This window comes from Clostridium sp. CM028, from assembly GCF_030585565.1.
Classification (GTDB): domain Bacteria; phylum Bacillota; class Clostridia; order Clostridiales; family Clostridiaceae; genus Clostridium_AD; species Clostridium_AD estertheticum_B.
The window spans coordinates 2,360,041-2,381,227 of sequence record NZ_CP077766.1 but is presented as its reverse complement, the minus strand read 5'-3'; the positions used below and the strand labels follow the sequence as shown (position 1 = coordinate 2,381,227).

At 30.3% G+C, this 21,187-nt stretch carries 17 protein-coding genes, 8 tRNA genes, 1 rRNA gene and 2 pseudogenes; 25 read left to right on the top strand and 3 right to left on the bottom strand.

Annotated features, from left to right (window positions below):
- Positions 1-87 precede the first annotated feature (87 nt).
- From rrf to KTC94_RS11035, 17 genes and pseudogenes are all read left to right on the top strand, one after another.
- Positions 88-204: ribosomal RNA gene (gene rrf / locus KTC94_RS11115) — 5S ribosomal RNA — on the top strand.
- A gap of 8 nt (positions 205-212) precedes the next feature.
- Positions 213-289: transfer RNA gene (locus KTC94_RS11110), tRNA-Ile, on the top strand.
- 5 nt (positions 290-294) lie between these two features.
- Positions 295-370, top strand: a tRNA-Ala gene (locus tag KTC94_RS11105).
- A 146-nt stretch (positions 371-516) separates the two neighbouring features.
- A complete protein-coding gene (locus tag KTC94_RS11100) occupies positions 517-1,017 on the top strand; it encodes an HDIG domain-containing metalloprotein (protein ID WP_258876464.1) in 501 nt (166 codons plus the stop codon).
- Between the two features lie 174 nt (positions 1,018-1,191).
- Positions 1,192-1,707 (top strand): transcription repressor NadR, encoded by a 516-nt coding sequence (locus tag KTC94_RS11095; protein ID WP_216304407.1) that lies wholly within the window; start codon positions 1,192-1,194, stop codon positions 1,705-1,707.
- 25 nt (positions 1,708-1,732) lie between these two features.
- Positions 1,733-2,896, top strand: coding sequence for a DUF362 domain-containing protein (locus KTC94_RS11090; protein ID WP_165414679.1), 1,164 nt, complete (start codon positions 1,733-1,735; stop codon positions 2,894-2,896).
- Positions 2,897-2,905: 9 nt separating this feature from the next.
- Positions 2,906-5,614, top strand: a pseudogene (locus KTC94_RS11085) (UPF0182 family protein); the annotation flags it as partial.
- 260 nt (positions 5,615-5,874) lie between these two features.
- Complete coding sequence (locus tag KTC94_RS11080) at positions 5,875-8,091, top strand: hybrid sensor histidine kinase/response regulator (protein ID WP_220320514.1); 2,217 nt, start codon at positions 5,875-5,877, stop codon at positions 8,089-8,091.
- Between the two features lie 172 nt (positions 8,092-8,263).
- The gene (locus tag KTC94_RS11075; protein WP_216304409.1) at positions 8,264-9,661 is read left to right on the top strand and encodes an NAD(P)/FAD-dependent oxidoreductase; all 1,398 of its coding nucleotides are present in this window, start codon (positions 8,264-8,266) and stop codon (positions 9,659-9,661) included.
- Positions 9,662-9,701: 40 nt separating this feature from the next.
- Positions 9,702-9,938: pseudogene (locus KTC94_RS11070) on the top strand (DUF1667 domain-containing protein); the annotation flags it as partial.
- A gap of 50 nt (positions 9,939-9,988) precedes the next feature.
- Positions 9,989-11,272 carry a serine--tRNA ligase gene (serS, locus tag KTC94_RS11065; protein ID WP_216304411.1) on the top strand — a complete coding sequence of 428 codons (1,284 nt, stop codon included), beginning with the start codon at positions 9,989-9,991 and terminating at the stop codon, positions 11,270-11,272.
- A 167-nt stretch (positions 11,273-11,439) separates the two neighbouring features.
- Positions 11,440-11,530 (top strand) — tRNA-Ser (locus KTC94_RS11060).
- A gap of 27 nt (positions 11,531-11,557) precedes the next feature.
- Positions 11,558-11,648: transfer RNA gene (locus KTC94_RS11055), tRNA-Ser, on the top strand.
- 124 nt (positions 11,649-11,772) lie between these two features.
- Positions 11,773-11,863: transfer RNA gene (locus tag KTC94_RS11050), tRNA-Ser, on the top strand.
- Between the two features lie 27 nt (positions 11,864-11,890).
- Positions 11,891-11,981: transfer RNA gene (locus tag KTC94_RS11045), tRNA-Ser, on the top strand.
- Positions 11,982-12,150: 169 nt separating this feature from the next.
- Positions 12,151-12,678 (top strand): GNAT family N-acetyltransferase, encoded by a 528-nt coding sequence (locus tag KTC94_RS11040; protein WP_216304412.1) that lies wholly within the window; start codon positions 12,151-12,153, stop codon positions 12,676-12,678.
- A 51-nt stretch (positions 12,679-12,729) separates the two neighbouring features.
- A tRNA-Arg gene (locus KTC94_RS11035) sits at positions 12,730-12,806 on the top strand.
- 250 nt (positions 12,807-13,056) lie between these two features.
- Here the strand turns inward: KTC94_RS11035 and KTC94_RS11030 are convergent.
- The 3 genes from KTC94_RS11030 to KTC94_RS11020 form a co-directional block, all read right to left on the bottom strand.
- On the bottom strand, positions 13,057-13,941 hold the full coding sequence (locus KTC94_RS11030) for a phosphatidylserine decarboxylase (protein ID WP_216304413.1): 885 nt from the start codon (positions 13,939-13,941) through the stop codon (positions 13,057-13,059).
- Between the two features lie 27 nt (positions 13,942-13,968).
- Positions 13,969-15,570, bottom strand: coding sequence for an AarF/ABC1/UbiB kinase family protein (locus KTC94_RS11025; protein WP_220320513.1), 1,602 nt, complete (start codon positions 15,568-15,570; stop codon positions 13,969-13,971).
- 70 nt (positions 15,571-15,640) lie between these two features.
- The gene (locus KTC94_RS11020) at positions 15,641-15,955 is read right to left on the bottom strand and encodes a phasin family protein (protein ID WP_216304414.1); all 315 of its coding nucleotides are present in this window, start codon (positions 15,953-15,955) and stop codon (positions 15,641-15,643) included.
- 182 nt (positions 15,956-16,137) lie between these two features.
- On the opposite strand from KTC94_RS11020, the gene KTC94_RS11015 reads away from it, so the two are divergent.
- The 8 genes from KTC94_RS11015 (at position 16,138) to KTC94_RS10980 (ending at position 21,176) form a co-directional block, all read left to right on the top strand.
- A tRNA-Arg gene (locus KTC94_RS11015) sits at positions 16,138-16,214 on the top strand.
- A gap of 91 nt (positions 16,215-16,305) precedes the next feature.
- The gene (locus KTC94_RS11010; RefSeq protein ID WP_220287564.1) at positions 16,306-16,746 is read left to right on the top strand and encodes a nucleoside deaminase; all 441 of its coding nucleotides are present in this window, start codon (positions 16,306-16,308) and stop codon (positions 16,744-16,746) included.
- 20 nt (positions 16,747-16,766) lie between these two features.
- Entirely contained in the window at positions 16,767-16,997 is a 231-nt protein-coding gene (locus KTC94_RS11005) for a (2Fe-2S)-binding protein (protein ID WP_220287561.1), read from the top strand.
- 238 nt (positions 16,998-17,235) lie between these two features.
- Complete coding sequence (locus KTC94_RS11000) at positions 17,236-17,997, top strand: DeoR/GlpR family DNA-binding transcription regulator (protein ID WP_216304568.1); 762 nt, start codon at positions 17,236-17,238, stop codon at positions 17,995-17,997.
- A gap of 14 nt (positions 17,998-18,011) precedes the next feature.
- Positions 18,012-18,941, top strand: a complete 930-nt coding sequence (gene pfkB, locus KTC94_RS10995; protein ID WP_216304569.1) for a 1-phosphofructokinase — start codon at positions 18,012-18,014, stop codon at positions 18,939-18,941.
- A 15-nt stretch (positions 18,942-18,956) separates the two neighbouring features.
- Positions 18,957-19,403, top strand: a complete 447-nt coding sequence (locus KTC94_RS10990; protein WP_165414897.1) for a PTS sugar transporter subunit IIA — start codon at positions 18,957-18,959, stop codon at positions 19,401-19,403.
- A 33-nt stretch (positions 19,404-19,436) separates the two neighbouring features.
- Positions 19,437-20,807 carry a PTS fructose transporter subunit IIC gene (locus KTC94_RS10985; RefSeq protein WP_258876463.1) on the top strand — a complete coding sequence of 457 codons (1,371 nt, stop codon included), beginning with the start codon at positions 19,437-19,439 and terminating at the stop codon, positions 20,805-20,807.
- A gap of 102 nt (positions 20,808-20,909) precedes the next feature.
- The gene (locus KTC94_RS10980) at positions 20,910-21,176 is read left to right on the top strand and encodes an HPr family phosphocarrier protein (RefSeq protein ID WP_165414899.1); all 267 of its coding nucleotides are present in this window, start codon (positions 20,910-20,912) and stop codon (positions 21,174-21,176) included.
- Positions 21,177-21,187: the final 11 nt, after the last annotated feature.

The following is a 21,187-nucleotide window of genomic DNA, read 5'->3' as shown; positions in this document are numbered from 1 at the left end:
GCAATTTTGAGAGAATATCTCATAAAGTATATTGACAAGTTAACAATAGCTTGGTATACTTTAATTGTAAGGTTAATGCCTTATAAATCTGGTGATTATGGCATGAAGGTAACACCCGTTCCCATACCGAACACGAAGGTTAAGCTTCAATGCGCCGATGGTACTGCAGGGGTGACCTTGTGGAAGAGTAGGTTGTCGCCAGGTCAATACATGGATCTTTAGCTCAGCTGGTTAGAGCTACCGGCTCATAACCGGTCGGTCCGGGGTTCGAGTCCCTGAAGGTCCACCATATGTGGGGATATAGCTCAGCTGGGAGAGCACCTGCCTTGCACGCAGGGGGTCAAGGGTTCGATTCCCTTTATCTCCACCAAAAAACAGTCCAAATATGGGCTGTTTTTTATTTCGTTAAAAATTAGTCCTTAACGACATTTCAAAAGGAAATGATTTAATTATAGATTTATTAGGTAAGATGTATTACAATATAAAAGCAATAATATGAAATATGAAAGGAACTTTATGATGTCACTATATAGAGTAAAGCAGTTTTACAGGTCAATGGTTTCGAAGATTAATGATGAAGATTTAGAGTTTCTTAAAATGCATTTAGAAACTTATGAATTACAATTATTAAACCAATTACCTACTTATGAGCAAAAACACTGTATAAATGTAGCTAGGGATGTAAAATTAACTTGTAATCAAAGAAAGTTAGAATCAAATGATTTGATAAAGGTTGCATTGCTTCATGATATAGGTAAAATATATAATAGTATGAATCCAATAGATAAAGCTATAATGGTTATAATTCACAAGGTGACAAATGGAAAAATTAGAACATATAAGAAAAATAAAAATGTTAATATTTATTATAATCATGGAGATATAGGATATAGTTTATTAAGGAAGTATGGTTACAACGATAGAATTTTATTTTTAGTGAAAAATCATCATAATAATAATAATATAACAGGTGATATAGAATTAGATTTATTAAAAGAATGTGATGATAGAAATTAAGAAACTAATATATAGTTTCTTTTTTTGATTTATCACAGTAAAAGTATATATTAGATAAATATACTTATAAAAAAGGATGCTTTTAATTTAAAATCATTTATATGTTATAAAGTATTTCTAATAATACATAAAGAGTGATAGAATATAATTAAATACAAATATTGGGAGGAAAGAATGGATTCAAAGGAAAGAAGAGGATATATTAAAAACAAATTATTTAAAGACAATATTACATGTAAAGGTAACTTTTTAGCAGAGAAACTAGGGGTTACAAGACAAGTTATAGTAAAAGATATTGCAATTATAAGGGCAGAAGGTGTAAATATAATTGCGACTTCAGAAGGTTATTTAATACCTAAAGAAGAAAGTAATTATGTAAGGCGGGTAATTGCAGTTTCACACACAAGAGACGATATATATAATGAGCTTGAATGCATTGTAAAATTTGGGGGTATAGTAGAGGATGTAACAGTAGAACACTCTTTATACGGTGAAATAAGAGCAATGCTCATGATAAAGACAATTATGGATATTGAGAAATTCACAAGAAAGTTTAAAGAATTTAGTGCCAAGCCATTATCCTCGTTAACTAAAGGAATACACTTACATACTATAAAAGCGGATAATGAAGAGATTATAGAGTGTATTATAAAAGAATTAAAAAATAAGAATTACTTAATTTGTGAGTAATTTAATTATTAAAGGAGAAAGTATTATGGAAAATGTTGCACTTTTAAAATGTACGGAATATGATGTCGATTTAGTAGAAAAAAAGTTGCGAGAGGGATTTGAATTATTGGGTGGACACCAATTTTTGAAACAATTAATACCAAAAAACAGTAAAGTACTTTTAAAGCCTAATATGTTAAGTGTTGAGAGTAAAGGATCGCCAGTAGTAACTCATTATGCTGTTTTTGAAGCAGTAATTAGAGTTATTAGGGAATATTCTAGTTACATTAGCTTTGGTGATTCGCCTGGCTTCGGAGATTCAAGAAAAGCAGCAGAAAAATCTGGTCTTATGGAGGTTGCTGATAAATACGGAGTTACTTTTGAGGATTTTAAAGAGTCAGTACATATTAAATTAGATAATTCTATTTTATGTAAATCTTGGAATATCTCTAAAGCTGCTTATGAGGCAGACGTTGTTATATCACTGCCAAAACTTAAAACACATGCTATGGCCTATTATACAGGAGCTGTAAAAAATCAATTTGGTTGTATACCAGGAACGCAAAAAGCAACTTGGCATACAAGAATGCCTGATGCAAATAATTTTTGCAAGATGCTTTTGGATTTGAATACGGCCGTTGGGACTAATTTTGCTATTTTAGACGGTATAATTGCTATGGAAGGTAATGGACCTAAAAGTGGACAGCCATATAAAATGAATACTTTAATTATGGGACAGAGCTTAACAGCTGTGGATTCCACTGCCGTTAGACTTATAGGTTACGATGATCCTTTGGATACACCTGTTTTAAAAGAAGCATATGATAGCAAATGGGGAGTAGTACTTTCAAAGGATATAAACATACTTGGTGAAGACTTAGAATCTATGAAAGCAAAAGATTTTAAACTATGTAGGAAGGGAGGTAACTTTTATTTTATAAACCCAGGGGTAACTAATTTTCTAAGAGAAATGATAGCACCAAACCCAACCCTAATTAAAGAAAAATGCATAGGGTGTGGAAGGTGTGCTGAGGTATGTCCAGAGAAGCCTGCGGCGATTGAGATGGTACTAAAAGGAGACATATTAAATCCTAAATGGAATATGCATGAATGTATTAGATGTTTTTGTTGTCAGGAATTATGCCCAGTTGGTGCAATTGAAACAAAATATTCAAAGTTAGCTAAATTACTAAAATTAGATAAGAGGTGATTTTTTACGAAAAGAAAAAAGACCGTAGCTATCATTATAGCAATAATAGTAATACTTTTAGCTTTCTTAGGTAACATAATTAATTTTGCTATAAACATACAGTGGTTTAAGGAAGTAGGATATTTATCAGTATATTTTACTAAATTAACATCAATTTTAAAGTTAATGATACCAGTGTTTATGGTGAGTTATATTGCAATATGGATGTATTATAAAACATTTAAAAGTAGTATTTTAAGATGGAAAAAGGTTGTTGAAGTGAATAAAAATAAAGAAAGATTAAAACGCAAAATTATTATATTTATAAATGTTATAATCTCTTTTATAGTTTCGATTACCTTTGCTTCTAACTATTGGTATACAATACTGCAGTTCGCGAATGCTACAAGTTTTAATACTGTAGACCCATTATTTAAAAAAGATATTTCATTTTTTATATTCAAACTTCCATTAATTGAATCACTATATCGAATGTTCATAACTTTGCTAGTAGTATTAGTAATTATTACTATAGTAATATACATTACATTAACTGCTAAGGATCATATATTACATTCCAATAAAGAAAATATATTTTCTAAACTTAAAAACTTTAAGAGTGGAATAACTAAATTTGCAGGAAGGCAGCTTTCCATAGTGTCTTCACTAATATTTATGCTGGTAGCTCTTGGATACTTAGTAAAAGCTTGGAATCTAGTATACTCGCCAAGAGGAATAGTATTTGGAGCAGGATATACAGATATACATGTAACCTTAAGGTTTTACCAAACAATAGCGGTGGTATCTTTAATTGCAGCCATAATTACATTTATAAGTATACTAAAATATAAAACAAAGCCTGTGATTATATCTGTTATTGTGGTTGTTGCATTAATTTTTGGGGAACATATAACAGCAAATCTAGTTCAAAAGTTTCAAGTTCAATCGAATGAAAAAACTTTAGAAAAACCATATATTCAATATAATATAGACAATACGAGAAAAGCTTTTAATTTAGCCACCATAGGAGAAGTTCCATTTGAAATAAAAAATGATTTAACGAAAGAGGATATTAATTTTAATAAAGATACTATTGATAATATAAAAATAAACTCTTTTAAACCAGCATTAGAATTTTATAATCAATTTCAATATATGAGGTTTTATTATGGATTTAATGATTTAGATATTGATAGATATAATATAAATGGGAAATACAATCAAGTATTTATTGCACCAAGAGAAATTGAGTTAGAGTCATTAAAAGACAATTCAAATACTTGGCAAAATAGACATCTAGTTTATACTCATGGATACGGTGTGGCTATGAGTAAGGTAAACGCTGTAACAAGTGAAGGTCAGCCGGATTTTGTGATTAATAATATACCTTTAGAAAATAAAACAAGTATAAAAACAGATAATCCTAGAATATATTTTGGTGAAAGTACCAATGATTATAGTATAGTCAATACAAAAATTGGAGAGTTAGATTATCCTAAGGGTGGAGAAAACCAAATTAATAACTATGATGGAAAGGCTGGAATAAAGATGAGCGTCGCAAATAGAATTTTATTTGCAATAAATAAAAAAAGTACTCAGTTTTTATTATCCAACGATATAACTTCTAATAGTAAAATATTAATTGATAGAAATATAGTTCAAAGAGTAAAAAAAATTGCTCCATTTTTAACATATGATAGTGATCCATACATTGTAATTAACGAAGGAAGATTATACTGGATTATAGATGCATATACAACCTCCGATAGATATCCGTTTTCACAGCCACAAAATGGTGTGAATTATATGAGGAATTCAATTAAAGTTGTCATTGACGCAGTAGATGGAATACCTGAATTTTATATAGTTGATAAAAAGGATCCTATAGCAAATAATTATTCAAAGATATTTACAAAACTATTTAAGGATTCAGAGACAGTTCCTAGTGGTATAAAAGAACATCTTAGATATCCAGAAGTCTTATTTAATTTACAATGTAATGTACTTGGTAAATACCACATAACTGATCCTGGAGTATTTTATAACGGAGATGATGTGTGGTCTATAGCAACTAACAAAGAGAAGGTTGAGGGTAAAAATGAAAAAAACAAAGCTTCTTATGTAATAATGAAACTACCGAATGAAAGCACAGAAGAAATGATCTTACTTGAATACTTCAACACTAAAGGGCGAGATAACATGGTATCGTTATTGGCAGCAAGGATGGATGGGGACAATTATGGGAAAATGGTTTTATATAAATTCCCACCGAAGCAAACAGTATATAGCCCTGTACTATTTAAACAAAAGATGAATCAGGACACTATAATATCAAAAGAATTATCACTTTGGAATACACAAGGTTCACAAGTCCAATTTGGAGAAACATTAATTATACCAATTAAAAATTCTTTGATTTATGTAGAGCCTATGTATTTGAGAGCTAAAGGCGAGAAAAGCATACCAGAGATGAAAAAGGTTATAGTGTCTTATGGTGATAAAATAGTTTTAGCTGATAATATAGAGTTAGCGCTTGAACAAATATTTGATTATACAGACAAAAATAATATATCCCAAACTAAAGAAAAATCAAATTTAGATGAAAAATCATTGGAAAATATAAAAATTGCTAAAGAAATTTATAACAAGGCGTTGGAAGCTCAAAAAAATGGTAAGTGGGCTGAATATGGGATATTTATAAAACAATTAGGTGATACATTAAATAAAATAAGTGAGTAAAATATATTTAAATATAGTTAACATAATCAATCATATTAAAACCTCCTCAGTTTTAAATAGGATTATGTTACATTGTATTATCATGGAATGTTATCTTAGGACATATATTGTTGTATGTCCTTACTTTTATAGTATAATTTGTTTTGCGTTATGTAAAAATATATAGAGTGAGATAAATATTGTATAAAACAAAGGAATTTGAAATAAAATGTCGAATAAGTTTATATATATAAGAGTGTAAGGGGTATGGGGGTTATGTTATGAAATATACAAATAATAATTTGTATAAGGCTGGTAAAAATTCATTGTGTATAGGTACAGATTCTTTAAATATTAATAATTTACCTAAAGTAATAATAAAAAATATTTCAGATGCTCTTATAAACGGAGAAAAAATAATATTTTTTACAGATGATATATTCTATAAAAATATTGAAAAAAACTTTGATGGTGATGAAGACTTCATAAGGCATAATATAAATGAAGGTATCTTTAAAATAAAAACGTATAATATTGATACTTTTGATTATGACTATAGAGAGTTTTTAGATATTATTTTTGTTGTTAGACAAAAATTGAGAATAGTATGGGATTTTAAAAATGTAATTAGAAGAGTTGGAAAAGTAGATGTTTTAATTAAATGTGTTCAAAAAATAATAGAGTGTTCAAAAGATAATATTTCTAATATGATATACATTAACAATAATGTATATAACTTCAATGAATTGCATAGATTTAGCAATTTATTTCAAACATTAATTATTATAGATAGAAATAAAGAAATGGAATTTAAAAATAAGGGTGAAATAGAAAAAGCAATTTGGATGCTTCAGTCTAATTCACAACTAAAATATCAGAATAAAAATTTAGTTTTATTTAATGATATTTTTTCAGATATACCCCAAAATACAGATGAAAATAAATTCAGAGAAATCGTAATGAATAAAATTAAGGCTGTATGTGATGTAGATTTTTGTATTTTACATAGTTCAGTTAAAGAGCAAAAAAATGCGATAGAATTGGGTAATTATTATGGGATCACTAAAAAACATAAATACTATTTGATTAAGGATATAAAAACGATCCATTATATTAATAGCTTCAATGAAATGGTATTAAATAGTAATGGAGATTCATTATTAAATTTAAGTGAAATAGAGGACTCAGAATTAGTAGAAAAATTCAAGTTATTAGGCATAGTAAGCTATATGGCTATTAATGTAGAATATTATGATAGTTCTAAGGGTGTAATATGTATAGGAAGATATAAAAATAATAGAGAGCTATCTAAAAATAACATAGAACATTTAAAATCAATATGTAAAACTGCATTTTATTTAATACAGGATCAAAAAAGATTTTCTGATATGCGAAATAGACTAATACAAAACGAAAAACTGAGAGCTATGGGAGAAATGGCTGCGGGAATAACTCATGATATAAATAATATACTTACACCAATTGTAGGCTCTGTTCAACTTTTAAAGGATAAAACTAAGGAAAAAGAAAATTTGAAGTTGATTAGCATTATAGAAATATGTGCGTATGATGGAATCAATATTACTAATAAGGTTAAAAAATTAACCCAAAAATGTAATGGAAAAGATAATGATTTTGAAATTTTTAGTGTAGATAATGTAATTTCAGATGCAATAGATTTAACTAAAAGTAAATGGCTAACAGGAAGTAGTTTTAAAGGAATAAAAATAAGCATAATTAAATCATTAAAATCTAATGAGGAGATGCAAGGAAATATAACAGAAATAAGAGAGGTATTTATAAATATAATAGTAAATGCTATAGATGCTATGCCAAAAGGTGGTAAAATAGAATTCATTACTAAAAATAAAGCTAATATGGCTATTATAGAAATAAGAGATAGTGGAATGGGAATGAAAAAAGAGATTCAAAAAAGAATATTTGAACCGTTTTTTACAACAAAAGGTAATGATGGCTCAGGGCTTGGATTAAGTATCTCTTATAATATAATACTTTCACATAAAGGGAGCATGGAAATTGAAAGCAAACAAAATGTAGGAACTTCTTTTATTATTAAATTACCCCTATGTGAAAAAATAACTAAAAGTGATGACGTAGGATTAAGGGATGTAATTGATTTTGAAGGCAACATTCTTGTTATCGATGATCAGGAGCAAATAAGAAATGTTGTTGCTAGTATGATAAAATCAATTGTTAAATGTAAAACAAAGGCTTGTGGATGTGAAAATTTAGACTCAGAGTTACAAAGGAGAAAATATGATATAATTGTATGTGATTTTACCATGCCGAGTATTAATGGGTTTCAAGTTGCTGAAAAAGTTAAAAAAATAAACAATCAGACATATTTTTGCTTAATGACAGGTTGGGTGGGATCTTTTGAAGGTCAAGATATGAATAATGTTGATTTCATTTTAAATAAACCTATAAATAAAGAAAGTTTAAAAAAAATGCTTTCTTGTTATAGTATAAGAGATTGAATATCCATCAAATGACAATTACGTCTAAAATACGGGCGAAAAGAAGAATGGATGACTGTTCTTCTTTTTTAGTGAAATTAGGAAAAAATTTAACATATTGAGTCACATGTTTAAAAAAGGATATAATAATAATGTAAATTAAAACAGTTTTGTTTTATGCTGGAGGGTTACGATGGACTATGATGTACTTATTTTGGGCGGAGGAATAATTGGATGTGCAGTTGCTTATGAGATCTCAAAATATAATCTTAATATAGCTGTTATTGAAAAAGACTATGATATAGCGGATGATGTAGCATTAATAAACACTGCTATGATATATAATGGTATTGAAAGTGAAGATGTTTTAACTGCAAAGCTTGAACGTATGGGTAATAAAATGATGGATACTATAAGTGCTAAATTTAATGTTCCCTTTAAAAGGTGCGGTTCCTTAATAATTGCTCAAACTGATGAAGAGGTTGAAATAATCAAAAAAATATATAATAGAGCAATAGAGCGAGGCACGAAGGACGTATTTATTTTAGACCCAGAATACATATATGAAATGGAACAAAACTTAAATATAGATGTTAAAAAAGCGTTATATTCTAAAAATACGGGGGTAATTTGTCCATTTGATTTAGCATTATCTTATGGCGAAGTGGCATTTGATAATGGTGTAAAATTTAAATTAGAAGAAGAAGTAATAGATATTCAAGAAATATCAAAAGGATTTAGAGTTGTTACTAATAAAAATAAATTCACTTGCAAAATGGTAATAAATACAACACCTTCAGAAAATTACAGTATAGTAAATGAAAAAAAACTTCATGTAAATAATAATGAAGGAATATCAAAGTATATACTTTTAGACAATGATAAAAAAGCAAGATTTTCGCATGCATTATTTATGATTAATGTTAAAGGGGAAAGTATGTATACAATTCCAACTATGGAGGGCGATACTGTAGCTGCTTTTGATACAAAAAAGAATGTCAGTTATGATGAAATAGTAAATAGGGTATCCAAGATAACAAATGGTCTAGACGATATGGATGTTAAAATGTTTTTAGAATGGCCCTTTTTCGAAGAGCCTATGATAATTGATGATAGCGGTATAGATGATGGACTTATTCAGATTAAAGGAAAGCACTACGGTCAAGTTACTATGACACCTGCTATAGCAAGCATTGTATGTGAGAGTGTAGTGAGCAAGATGGAATGCAAGCTCAAAAAAGATTTCAATGATAAAAGGCGTGAGTACTATAAGTTTAGAGAATTGTGTGACGAGGAAAGAAAAAGTATTATTAAGATAGATAAAAAATATGGTAATATAATATGCGGATGTGAAAAAGTAACTGAAGGTGAAATAGTGGATGCTATAAGGAGACCTTTAGGTGCACGGACGGTAGAAGGAGTTAAAAGAAGAACCGGTGCTGCATTTGGAAATTGTCAAGGATCACATTGTTTAAACAAGATTGTTTCTATTTTAGCAAGAGAAACCAATAAGAAAATGACAGAGATAGTTAAGGACTCAAAAAATTCTAATATTGTGTTATATAGAATAAAAGAATTTGATAGTATGTAGGAGATGATTTTATTTGAGCGAAAAAACTGATTGCAAATTTAATGAAACTAAAGCAATATTAACAACTTTAGTTAGAATAAAAGGATCTAAATTACGAAATGTAGTTCCAGTAAAAAGTAGTAAACCTATTAGTAAGAAGTTATGGATCGAATGCTCAAAAGCATTAAGCAGGATACATGTAGGTCCTCCTATAAAAATAGGGGATATAGTATGTAAAAACGTACTTAATACTGGAGTTGATATTATTTGCACAAAAAATATTGAAAGAAATACTTAATTAAAATTTTACAAGAATAAATAATTAATAATATTTAAGGAGGAATAGTCATGTTAGATTTGAAAAGAATAAGAAATAATCCAGAAGAAATAAAAAAATTAATGAAAAATAGAGGGGAAAATTTTGATTTATCAGTAATTGATGAAGTGGTATCTCTTGATAAAGCAAGAAGGGATATATTAGTTGAGGTTGAAGAATTAAAAAATAATAGGAACACTCAATCTGCGCTTATACCAAAGCTTAAGAAAAGTGGAGAAAATGTAGAAGAAATTATGTCCCAAATGAAAAAACTTTCAGATGAAATTAAAAATTTTGATATTGAGCTATATGAAGTAAATGAAAAAATTAAAAATATTATGTTAAGTATCCCAAACATACCGAGTGTAAATGTGCCAGAAGGGGATACCGAGGAAGATAATGTTGAAGTGAAAAAATGGGGAGAGCCTAAACATTTCAGCTATGCAGCTAAAGCGCATTGGGATTTGGGAACAGACAATGATATTTTAGATTTTGAAAGAGGCGCAAAGATTACGGGTTCAAGATTTACAGTATATAAAGGCCTCGGAGCAAGGCTTGAAAGAGCACTAATAAGTTATTTTTTAGATCTTCATGTGGATAACAATGGGTATACAGAAATACTGCCTCCATATATGGTTAATAGACAAAGTATGATCGGTACGGGTCAATTACCTAAGTTTGAAGAAGATGCTTTTAAAGTGGCTAATACAGACTATTTCTTAATACCGACAGCAGAGGTACCTGTTACAAATATTTATAGAGATGAGATATTAAGTGGTCAAGATCTTCCTATAAAGCATGTTGCGTATAGTGCTTGTTTTAGACAAGAAGCAGGTTCAGCAGGAAGGGATAGTAGAGGACTTATAAGGCAACATCAATTTAATAAAGTAGAACTTCTTAAATTCACAAAGCCTGAGGATTCATATGCAGAGCTTGAAAAGTTACTTATGGATGCAGAGTCAGTATTACAAGGACTTGAATTACCTTATAGAATAGTTAAGATATGTAAAGGCGATTTAGGATTTACAGCATCATTTAAATATGATATCGAGGTTTGGATGCCAAGCTACAACAAGTATGTTGAAATATCAAGCTGTAGTAATTTCGAGGATTTCCAAGCAAGGCGTGCCAACATTAAGTATAAAGATGATAAAAAGGATAAAGCTAATTATATTCATACACTAAATGGATCAGGGGTAGCTATTGGAAGAGCATTAGCTGCAGTACTTGAAAACTACCAGAATGAAGATGGATCAGTAACTATTCCAAATGTTTTAGTGAAGTATATGGGACAAAAAACATTAATTTCAAAATAAGTATTTAAATTATTAATTTATATCATAATAATAAATGAGCAACTTAAGTATTTAATATTAAGTTGTTTATTTATTATAGTATATGAAATTGAAGTTTATGGCATGAAATATAAATGTGTTGACAGGTGATGTTTATGCTGATATAATAAATCTTGTCGTTAAGATATGGAGGGATGGTCGAGTTGGTTTAAGGCACCGGTCTTGAAAACCGACGTACGTGAAAGCGTACCGTGGGTTCGAATCCCACTTCCTCCACCATTTTTTAACGACATAAAATTAAGCTATGGAGAAATACTCAAGTGGCTAAAGAGGTGCCCCTGCTAAGGGTATAGACTGGGAAACTGGTGCGAGGGTTCAAATCCCTCTTTCTCCACCAGCAACATCTAACGTTTGTTAGATGTTTTTTATTTTCACATAATATATTATGTTGGTAAATGTTTTCAAAAAAATATTGACAGGATATCAACATGCTGATATAATTAACCTTGTCGTTAAGATATGGAGGGATGGTCGAGTTGGTTTAAGGCACCGGTCTTGAAAACCGACGTACGTGAAAGCGTACCGTGGGTTCGAATCCCACTTCCTCCACCATTTTTTAACGACATAAAATTAAGCCATGGAGAAATACTCAAGTGGCTAAAGAGGTGCCCCTGCTAAGGGTATAGACTGGGAAACTGGTGCGAGGGTTCAAATCCCTCTTTCTCCACCAAAAGTATCTAACAATTGTTAGATACTTTTTTTACTTTATTGAATAACTACAAGGTGAATTATACGCCCACTAAAAAATCGTTATATTACAAAATAAGTAATTTGATTATTGAATTAAAAGTAAATAAAAGGTATAATTATAGTATTAAAATAATAAAGAAGGCTAAAATATGTTAAAAGGTAATAAAATATTATTGAGATGTGTAGAGAGACGAGATTTGAATATATTTTATGATATTTGGGCTGATGAAGAGGTTAGGAGACTTGATGGTAATTTTAGATTGCCTCCATCTAAAGAGGATATATTAAATAATTTTAATAAGTTTATTAATCTTGATAAGAAATATCTTAGCATTATAAATGGAAAAGGCGTAGTTGTAGGATATATAACGTTTAGAGAAATTAGTGAAAGTAAAAATGTATATGTATTAGGTATAACTGTAGGTCAAAACTTTTGGAATAGAGGATATGGGCAAGATTCTGTAAAGGTTTTGTTAAAATATTTATTCATGGATATTGCTGCGCATAGAGTAGAGCTCGAAGTACTAGATTTTAATTTAAGAGCAATTCAATGTTATAAAAAATGTGGGTTTATAGAAGAAGGAAAGAAGAGAAAGACTTGCTTTTCCTATGGGAATTATAGGGATGTAATTATTATGGGAATTCTTAGAGAAGATTTTGTAAATAAAAGTTTGTAAATAAATCTTTACTCTTAGCATATAATATGGTAATATAGTAATGATATATATGCGTTGGTAGCTCAGTTGGATAGAGTAGCTGGCTACGAACCAGTTGGTCGCAGGTTCGACTCCTGTCCGACGCACCATAAGAACCCAGTAACTGTAATAGTTACTGGGTTCTGTCGTTTTTTTTGAAGGTTGTATAAAATATAAAAATGAAGAATAATTCCATATGTGAACAGAGATGCTGCAAATGGTGTACCGTACACCATTTGTTAATGGCTATATGGCACCAAAGAAAAAACTGCACCAGTTCCAATGACTAAGGATCTAAATGTGAAAAATCTAAATTTAAAGTTAAGAACTAATTATGCATAAAAAAATAGGACTGAAAAGTTATTTCAGTCCTATTTCTTCTCCCATTAATACAGAAGTTTCAAAACCTAATTGTGTTTGGTTTAGTAAATCCTCATGAATTTTTACGACATCTTTTTTAAAAAACAGGATTACAGTGGAACCACCGAATTTGAAGTACCCTTTTTCCTCTCCTTTTGTAATTTTGGCATCTGTACTATAACTTTGAAGAATTGAACCTACGCAAGTAGCACCAACCTCCATGCAAATAACATCACCAAAGTTATCTGAGTGAAAAATGCTCCATTCTCTTTTATTTTGACAAAATAATTTTTTTATATTTTTTAATGCTATAGGGTTTACAGAATAATAATGACCTTTGATTCTAGTTGTATCGCTACAGACACCATCATCAATAAAATGAAAGCGATGATAATCAGTTGGGCATAATCTAAAGATTAAGCAGGTACCTCCATCGTACAAATTGTATACTTCATTATCTTGGAGTAGTTCTTTAAGCGAATAAGTAAAGCCTTTTACTTGGACTAAATCATTCAAGTTAATATTATCGTAAGCCAAAATTTTGCCGTCACAAGGCGAGATTAAAGCATTATTATTTTTATCAATTATTCGGGCACTTGTATTTAAAGGTCTTATAAAAAAATCATTAAAAGACGAATACTCATTATAAGTCTTAGTGTATAAAGACATATCAATATCAAAATCTTTAATAAAATCTTTGATTTTTCTAGAACTTATTTTTGTGTCGCAGTAATAACCATATAATTTTGAAAATAGCTTTTTCTTAAGTAATAACTCAACTAGTCCTTTTCCAGAAGGAGAGGAATAAGACCAATTTAAATACTTTTCACCAGCGACCTTTTCAATTTCATATTTATTTTGTTTTCTATTGTAATACTTAATCATAAAAATACCTCGTTTTTATAGTTTATGTTATAATTTGCCGGATTTTATTATAGAGATTAATAACCAAAAGCCCATAAATGCCGCAGTCAAAAAACCAGTTATACCAATAAGTGATATGTTATATATTTTAGGCCCTATATTAGAATTTAAAATTGTACAAGATCCTATAATCATTGAAGAAATAATAAGGCCAAAAACTAATCGGTTTATACCTTTATTTAATTCATTTATAGGAGCGTTTAAATTTTTATGTTCTAATTGAAGTTTAGCTCTTCCCGTTATTAGACTTTCAGATAATTCTATAATTTTTGATGGAAGTTTAAATGAATCTTTTATAAATGAATATGTATAAATAAGTAAAGTATTAGAATCTAGATTTTTTAATAAAGAAAATTTATTATTATCCTTTACATAAGGGATAGCTATATCTATTATTTTTATATCAGGAGCGATACTTGCTATTACACCTTCTAAAATTACAAGAGCTCTTATTAGAAGTGTAAAATCACGAGGTAGACGAATATTGTTTTGTTTAGCTATATTAAAGATTTCAGAGAGCATAACGGAAATCTGAATGTTGTTTAAAGAAACTGAAAGATAATTTACAATTAGATAATCTAAGTCTTCATATAGTTTATTTCTATCTACATAGCCCTTTTTTATTCCTATAGATAAAAGAGATGAAATCATTTTATTTATGTCATTAAGAACAACAGCTGATATCATATCATTTAGTGTTGATTTCAATGAATTCGAGAGACTCCCCATAATTCCAAAGTCAATAAAACAAATTTTACCTTCGCATATAAATATATTTCCGGGGTGTGGATCTCCGTGAAAAAAGCCATCTTGTAGAACTTGTTTTAAGTAAGATAAAGCTAATTTCTTACCTAAATCATCAAGATCATAATGAAAAGTTAGGAGCTTTTTCATATCATCTACTTTAAAGCCATAAATTCTTTCCATAGTTAAAACCCTAGTACTAGATAAATCTTGAACCACGTAAGGTACATATAAAAATGCAACATCTTTGTTGAGATTTTTAAAGTTATTTATATTTTTAACTTCATTGTTAAAATCAAGCTCAAGTTCAGTTGCTAAAAGTATTTCATGTAAGGCTTCTTCAGGGTCGATTGGTGAATCAGAGAATTTTGTTTTTGTGAATTTTATTATACGAACGAGTATAGAAATATCTAATTTCATCTTTTTTGCAATATCTGGTCTTTGTATTTTAACTACTACATCCCTACCATCCTTTAAGGTAGCCTTATGCACTTGAGAAATAGATGCAGAGGCTAAAGGTTCTTCGTAAAACTTTTGAAAACACTCAGTTGTTGATTTTCCAAATTGATCAAAGAATACTTTTTTTATGGTTTCAATGTTTTCTGGAAGTACGCTATCTTGGAGCTTTGACAGTTCTACTATATAAGCTGAGGGTAATAAATCTGGTCTAGTACTCAATATTTGGCCAATCTTTATAAAAGTAGGGCCAAGCTCTTCAAAGGCTTTCCTTAAATTTTCAGGGAGTTTATTTTGTTTGTTAAATTTAGAGTCTATAATATATCCAAAGCCATAAGAGCCAAGAACTTTAATAATTGTTCTAAATCGATTAACAGAATTACGTCGCATTTTATACCTCACTTAAAAATAAAAGACCTGAAAGAATAGCAGGACTTTCATTTGACTTTCATTTGTGAATTTATGGCTGAAGGGTTTCTAAATTTGATAATCTTTTATTCAAAGTTTCAATATCTTCTTTAGTTGCAAAGCTCATTTCTGAAAGGAGTAATAACATATCTTCTTTTGTCAAAGGCTTTTCTTCTTCTGTAAAAACTTTAGATTCTTCTTTTTTTCCTTTTACGGTTCTTTTTAGTTCTTCAGATAAATTCTTACCCTCTTCTAAGGTTAATTTACCCTTTTGTACAAAATCATCTATTAGATTTGTAGCTTTTTCATAAGTATATGCTGCAGATCCTAGTCCAGCGAGGAAAAAATTTTTTATATCATTATTCAATTAGAACACCTCCAGTTAATAGTATATAGTATACAGTATATACTATTAACTGTATTAAAATTCTAATAATAAATAAACACTATAAGATTTTTAATAATTAATATAAAATTTGTGTTTTAATTTATCTATAGGTTGACATACTTATAAAAGTGTAATATTATGGTTAGGTAGAAATAAAATATGCACCCGTAGCTCAGCTGGATAGAGCGTCCCCCTCCTAAGGGGAAGGTCGGAGGTTCGACTCCTCTCGTGTGCACCAAAAACTAGTAAAGTAATACTTTGCTAGTTTTTTTATTTACCGGGAAATAAAAATTATTAAAAATAATTATTTATATAACAAAGGGGTTTAAATGAAAAAACATTTTATTAATGAATCATTAAAAGAAGCCAAAAGATCATTATTATTAGGGGAAGTACCTGTAGGTGCAGTTATAGTTAAAGACAATGTAATAATTGCTAGGGCGCACAACCTCAGAGAAACGCTTCAAGATGCTACGGCCCATGCAGAAGTTTTAGCTATAAAAAAAGCCTGTGAAGTAATAGGAAGTTGGAGATTAACTGGATGTGATATGTATGTAACGTTAGAACCATGCCCTATGTGTGCAGGTGCTATATTACAGTCTAGGATAAGCAAATTATATATAGGCATCTTTGATCCTAGCGTAGGGGCTTGTGGGTCAGTTATAAATGTTCTTCAAAATGATGATTTAAATCACTGGACAGAAATAAATTGGTTATACACCGAGGAATGTGGTAATTTATTGACTGATTTTTTTAAAGATAAAAGATAGTGGAAAAGGAGGAAAACATCATGGAACAGAATATAAACAATGAAATAATGGATAAAATTACAAAAACATGTTTATGTAAGGCAATACCGAGGTCTACAATAAAAAAAGCTATACAAAATGGTGCAAGAACTGTAGAGGAAGTTCAAAAAGCTACAGGGGCGGGAACAGGCGGATGCAATGGGCATAGATGTACTCCTAAAATTGAGGAGATACTAAAACAAGAATTAGAGAAAGAACAAAATAACGCATAATAGGCGAAAAACTATATAGCTCGATATAATGAAAGCGAAGCCAAAGGGTTTCGTTTTTGTTTTTGAAGGATATTTTTATTCATAGTCTAGAATTATAAAATTTAAATTTAAAATAGTTTATATAGCTTGACAACGTTATCATAATATATTAAAATGAACACAAGCGAAAGCAAATGAAACAAATACGAATACAAACGTACATTGTTATCCCAAATATGATAAAAGGAAGATTGAAATTATGTTTGCTGAAGAAAGAAAATCAAAAATATTAGATAGTTTAAATAAGTATGGAAAAGTAAAAGTATGCGATTTATCGCAGCTATATGAAGTGTCAGAAGTTACAATTAGACGTGATCTTCAAGAATTGGAAGAAGATGAACTTATAAAAAGAGTACATGGGGGGGCTATACTAAACCGCAATACTAAATTTGAACCCACTTTTTCAGAAAAAGTAGATAAGTTTTATGATGAAAAAGAATCTGTTGGAAAGATTGCTGCATCAATGATAGTAGATGGAGATACAATAGCAATAGATGCAGGGACGACTACTCTTAGTATTGCTAAGTATATAACAGCTAAAGATATAACGGTTTTAACAAATTCTGTAGATGTAGCCTATGAACTTTCTAAAAAGCGAGATGTAGAGGTGATTGTTACTGGAGGTACATTGCGATGGGAAACGAGAGCTATGGTAGGACCAGTATCAGATAATACACTTAAAAATTTCAGAGTAGATAAAGCATTTATGGGGTCTAATGGTGTATGCATTATTAATGGGCTAACTACTCCCAATATTATTGAAGCGAGCACAAAACAAGAAATGATAAAAATTGCAAAGCAAACTATATTATTATGTGACCATACTAAATTTGGTACAGTTTATTTTGCCAAAATCGTTGATTTAGATAGTGTTGATATAATAATAACGGATAATCAATTAGATAATGAATTATTAGAAAAGTTTGAAGAAAAAGGTGTACAAATTATGACAGCAAAATAAATGGCGGTGAAAAAATGATAATAACAGTGACTCTAAACCCAGCAATAGACAAAACTATTGAAATAGATGAATTTAAAATTGGTAGTGTTAATAGAATTGTGTCTACAAGAATTGATGCTGGAGGTAAAGGTATCAATGTATCTAAAGTTATTAAGGAATTACAACATAAAAGCTTAGCTTTAGGTTTTTTAGGTGGGAACAGTGGAAATCAAATAAAAGATTATTTAGATGATTTAAATATTAAAAATGAATTTTTATCTGTTAAAGGTGAAACTAGGACTAATTTAAAGATTTTTGATAAGATTAATAATACACATACAGATATAAACGAAAGTGGTCCTAGTTTAGTAGAAGAAGATATTACTAATGTAAAACAGAAAATCGTGGGATATTGCCAGGGAAATTTTCTAGTAGTTCTTTCAGGTAGCGTTCCAAGTGGAGTGCGCGGTGATATATACGGTGAAATAATTAAAGATATAAAAAGCAAGGGTGGCAAGGTTATATTGGACGCAGATGGCGATGTGTTAATGCAGGGAATTAAAGCTGGTCCATATATGGTAAAGCCAAATATTGATGAACTTGAAAAAGCTTTTGGTGTCAGCATTAATAGCGAAGATGAAATTATTGAAACTGCTAAAAAAATATTAGAGTATGGAGTAAAATATGTAGTGATCTCGAAAGGCTCAGAAGGATCTATATTCATAAGTCGTGATAAAGTTGCAAAAGTAAATGGTTTAAAGGTAGAAGTTAAAAGTACAGTAGGGGCTGGAGATTCTATGGTCGCAGCAATGGCTGTAGCAATTGAGAATAATTATAGCTTTGAAGAAACTATAAAGCTAGCATGTGCAACAAGTACAGCTAATGTAATGACTGAGGGAACACAAACAGGAAGATTTGCTGACATAGAGAAACTAAAAAAGCAAGTAACTATAAATTACCTATAGAAAGGATGATTATTAATGAATATAACTGAATTATTAAGTGTTAATCTAATTAAACTTGAACTTACTAGTAAAACAAAAGAGGCTGTAATAAATGAGATGGTAAAAATTTTAGATGAAAATGGTAAGTTACTAGATAAAGATAAATATCTACAAGCTGTAATAGATAGAGAAAAAGAATTTTCAACAGGTATAGGTATGGGAATAGCAATTCCCCATGGTAAAAGTAGTGGAGTTAAAGAGCCGGCATTGGTATTTGGACGAAGCACAGGCGGCATTGACTATAAGTCTATGGATGATGAGCTAGCTCATGTATTCTTTTTAATAGCTGTACCAGAAGAATCAAGTAATGAGCATTTAAAGATATTAAGCCAAATTTCTAGAAAATTGATGCATAAAGAATTAAGAGATAGTTTGATGAACGCTAGTAGCCCTGAAGAAATAATTACTTTACTAGAAAAATAAACATTAGCCAACAATTTAAAAGGAGGAGAGTTCATGAAATATGTAGCTATAACTTCGTGTCCAACAGGAATAGCGCACACCTATATGGCGGCTGAAGCTCTAAAAATGGCAGGAGAGGAAATGGGCATAGAGATTAAGGTGGAAACTCAAGGCTCGGTAGGTGCAGAAGACCAGTTGACGCAGGAAGATATAAAGGAAGCTAGAGTAGTAATAATTGCAGCAGATACTAACGTTTCAAAGGAACGTTTTTCAGGGAAAAGTATAATTGAAGTTGGGGTAAAAGATGCAATTAAAGACCCAAAGGGGCTTATACAAAGAGCGATAGATATAAAAGTAGAAAATAAAAAAGATTCAGAAAAAGTCAGTGATATTAAAGAAGAAAAAACTACTGAGAAAAAAGGTCCTTATAAGCACCTTATGACAGGGGTTTCTTATATGATTCCTTTCGTAGTAGCGGGGGGAATTCTAATTGCAATTTCATTTGCTTTTGGAATACTAGCGTTTAAAGAAGAAGGTAGTATTGCAGCAGCTTTAATGCAAATTGGTGGAGATTCAGCCATGGCACTTATGATTCCAATATTGGCAGGGTTTATAGCGTTCTCAATAGCGGATAGACCAGGTCTTGTACCAGGTATGGTTGGCGGTATGATTGCACTATCTTCAGGTGCAGGCTTTTTAGGGGGGATTATAGCAGGTTTCCTAGCGGGTTATACTATTGTTTTCTTAAAGAAAACAATAAAACTACCAAAATCATTAGCGGGCTTAATGCCGGTTTTAGTATTACCGGTTTTATCTTCATTGGTAGTAGGACTTGTAATGATATATGTTATAGGAAAACCTGTAGGTATAATAAATACCGGAATGGCTAGTTGGTTAAGTAATTTAAGTGGAGCAAACTCAGCTTTACTCGGAATTATTATTGGCTTAATGATGGCTATTGATATGGGTGGACCAATTAATAAGGCCGCTTATGCTTTTGGAGCAGGAACTATAGTTGCGGGCCAAACTTCTATGGTAATGGCAGCAGTAATGGCGGCAGGGATGACTCCTCCGCTAGGAATAGCTCTTGCAACAGTTATAGCAAAAAGAAAATTCACATTACAAGAAAGAGAAGCGGGGAAAGCTGCTTGGGCACTAGGGGCTGCATTTATAACAGAGGGTGCGATACCATTTGCTGCAGCAGACCCATTTAAAATGATACCGTCATTAATGGTGGGTTCAGCAACTACTGGATTACTATCTATGCTATTTAAAGCAGGGTTAGCAGTTCCTCATGGTGGAATATTCGTATTATTTATTCCTAATGCAGTTTCTAATCTAGGTGGATATATAGTATCCATAGTAGTTGGTACAATGGTAACAGCTCTTATGATTTTTTTATTAAAGAAGGATGCTGTTAAATAATTCAAAGTATTAATGGATTAAATCATTGTATTTATATGGGATATAGGGTAGCGTGTAAATTATAAAAATAAGTAAAATAAAAATTAAAAAGGGGATGTTTTTATGTACGAAGTTGAAATTGTGTTGATGAACGAGCAAGGGTTGCATGCTAGACCAGCGAGCATTGTTGCTAAAAAAGCATCAAAGTTTACTTCACATATAACTTTAATTAAGGATGAAGAAAAGTATAATGCAAAAAGTATAATAAATATATTAAGCATGGCAGCTACAAAAGGCGATAAACTCAAAATTGTTGCTAATGGAGACGATGAAGTTAAGGCTGTAGAGGAATTAAGAATAGTAATTGAAAAAGAAATTATAAACCTTTAAAAAAATCATAT

Bases quoted from the DNA above. Each gene is read 5' to 3' on its own strand.
- KTC94_RS11090 (WP_165414679.1), top strand. From the start codon at position 1,733: ATGGAAAATGTTGCACTTTTAAAATGTACGGAATATGATGTCGATTTA.
- KTC94_RS10980 (WP_165414899.1), top strand. From the start codon at position 20,910: ATGTACGAAGTTGAAATTGTGTTGATGAACGAGCAAGGGTTGCATGCT.
- KTC94_RS11040 (WP_216304412.1), top strand. From the start codon at position 12,151: ATGTTAAAAGGTAATAAAATATTATTGAGATGTGTAGAGAGACGAGAT.
- KTC94_RS10990 (WP_165414897.1), top strand. From the start codon at position 18,957: ATGAATATAACTGAATTATTAAGTGTTAATCTAATTAAACTTGAACTT.
- KTC94_RS10985 (WP_258876463.1), top strand. From the start codon at position 19,437: ATGAAATATGTAGCTATAACTTCGTGTCCAACAGGAATAGCGCACACC.
- pfkB (WP_216304569.1), top strand. From the start codon at position 18,012: ATGATAATAACAGTGACTCTAAACCCAGCAATAGACAAAACTATTGAA.
- KTC94_RS11075 (WP_216304409.1), top strand. From the start codon at position 8,264: ATGGACTATGATGTACTTATTTTGGGCGGAGGAATAATTGGATGTGCA.
- KTC94_RS11030 (WP_216304413.1), bottom strand. From the start codon at position 13,941: ATGATTAAGTATTACAATAGAAAACAAAATAAATATGAAATTGAAAAG.
- serS (WP_216304411.1), top strand. From the start codon at position 9,989: ATGTTAGATTTGAAAAGAATAAGAAATAATCCAGAAGAAATAAAAAAA.
- KTC94_RS11000 (WP_216304568.1), top strand. From the start codon at position 17,236: ATGTTTGCTGAAGAAAGAAAATCAAAAATATTAGATAGTTTAAATAAG.
- KTC94_RS11025 (WP_220320513.1), bottom strand. From the start codon at position 15,570: ATGCGACGTAATTCTGTTAATCGATTTAGAACAATTATTAAAGTTCTT.
- KTC94_RS11095 (WP_216304407.1), top strand. From the start codon at position 1,192: ATGGATTCAAAGGAAAGAAGAGGATATATTAAAAACAAATTATTTAAA.
- KTC94_RS11100 (WP_258876464.1), top strand. From the start codon at position 517: ATGATGTCACTATATAGAGTAAAGCAGTTTTACAGGTCAATGGTTTCG.
- KTC94_RS11080 (WP_220320514.1), top strand. From the start codon at position 5,875: ATGAAATATACAAATAATAATTTGTATAAGGCTGGTAAAAATTCATTG.
- KTC94_RS11010 (WP_220287564.1), top strand. From the start codon at position 16,306: ATGAAAAAACATTTTATTAATGAATCATTAAAAGAAGCCAAAAGATCA.
- KTC94_RS11005 (WP_220287561.1), top strand. From the start codon at position 16,767: ATGGAACAGAATATAAACAATGAAATAATGGATAAAATTACAAAAACA.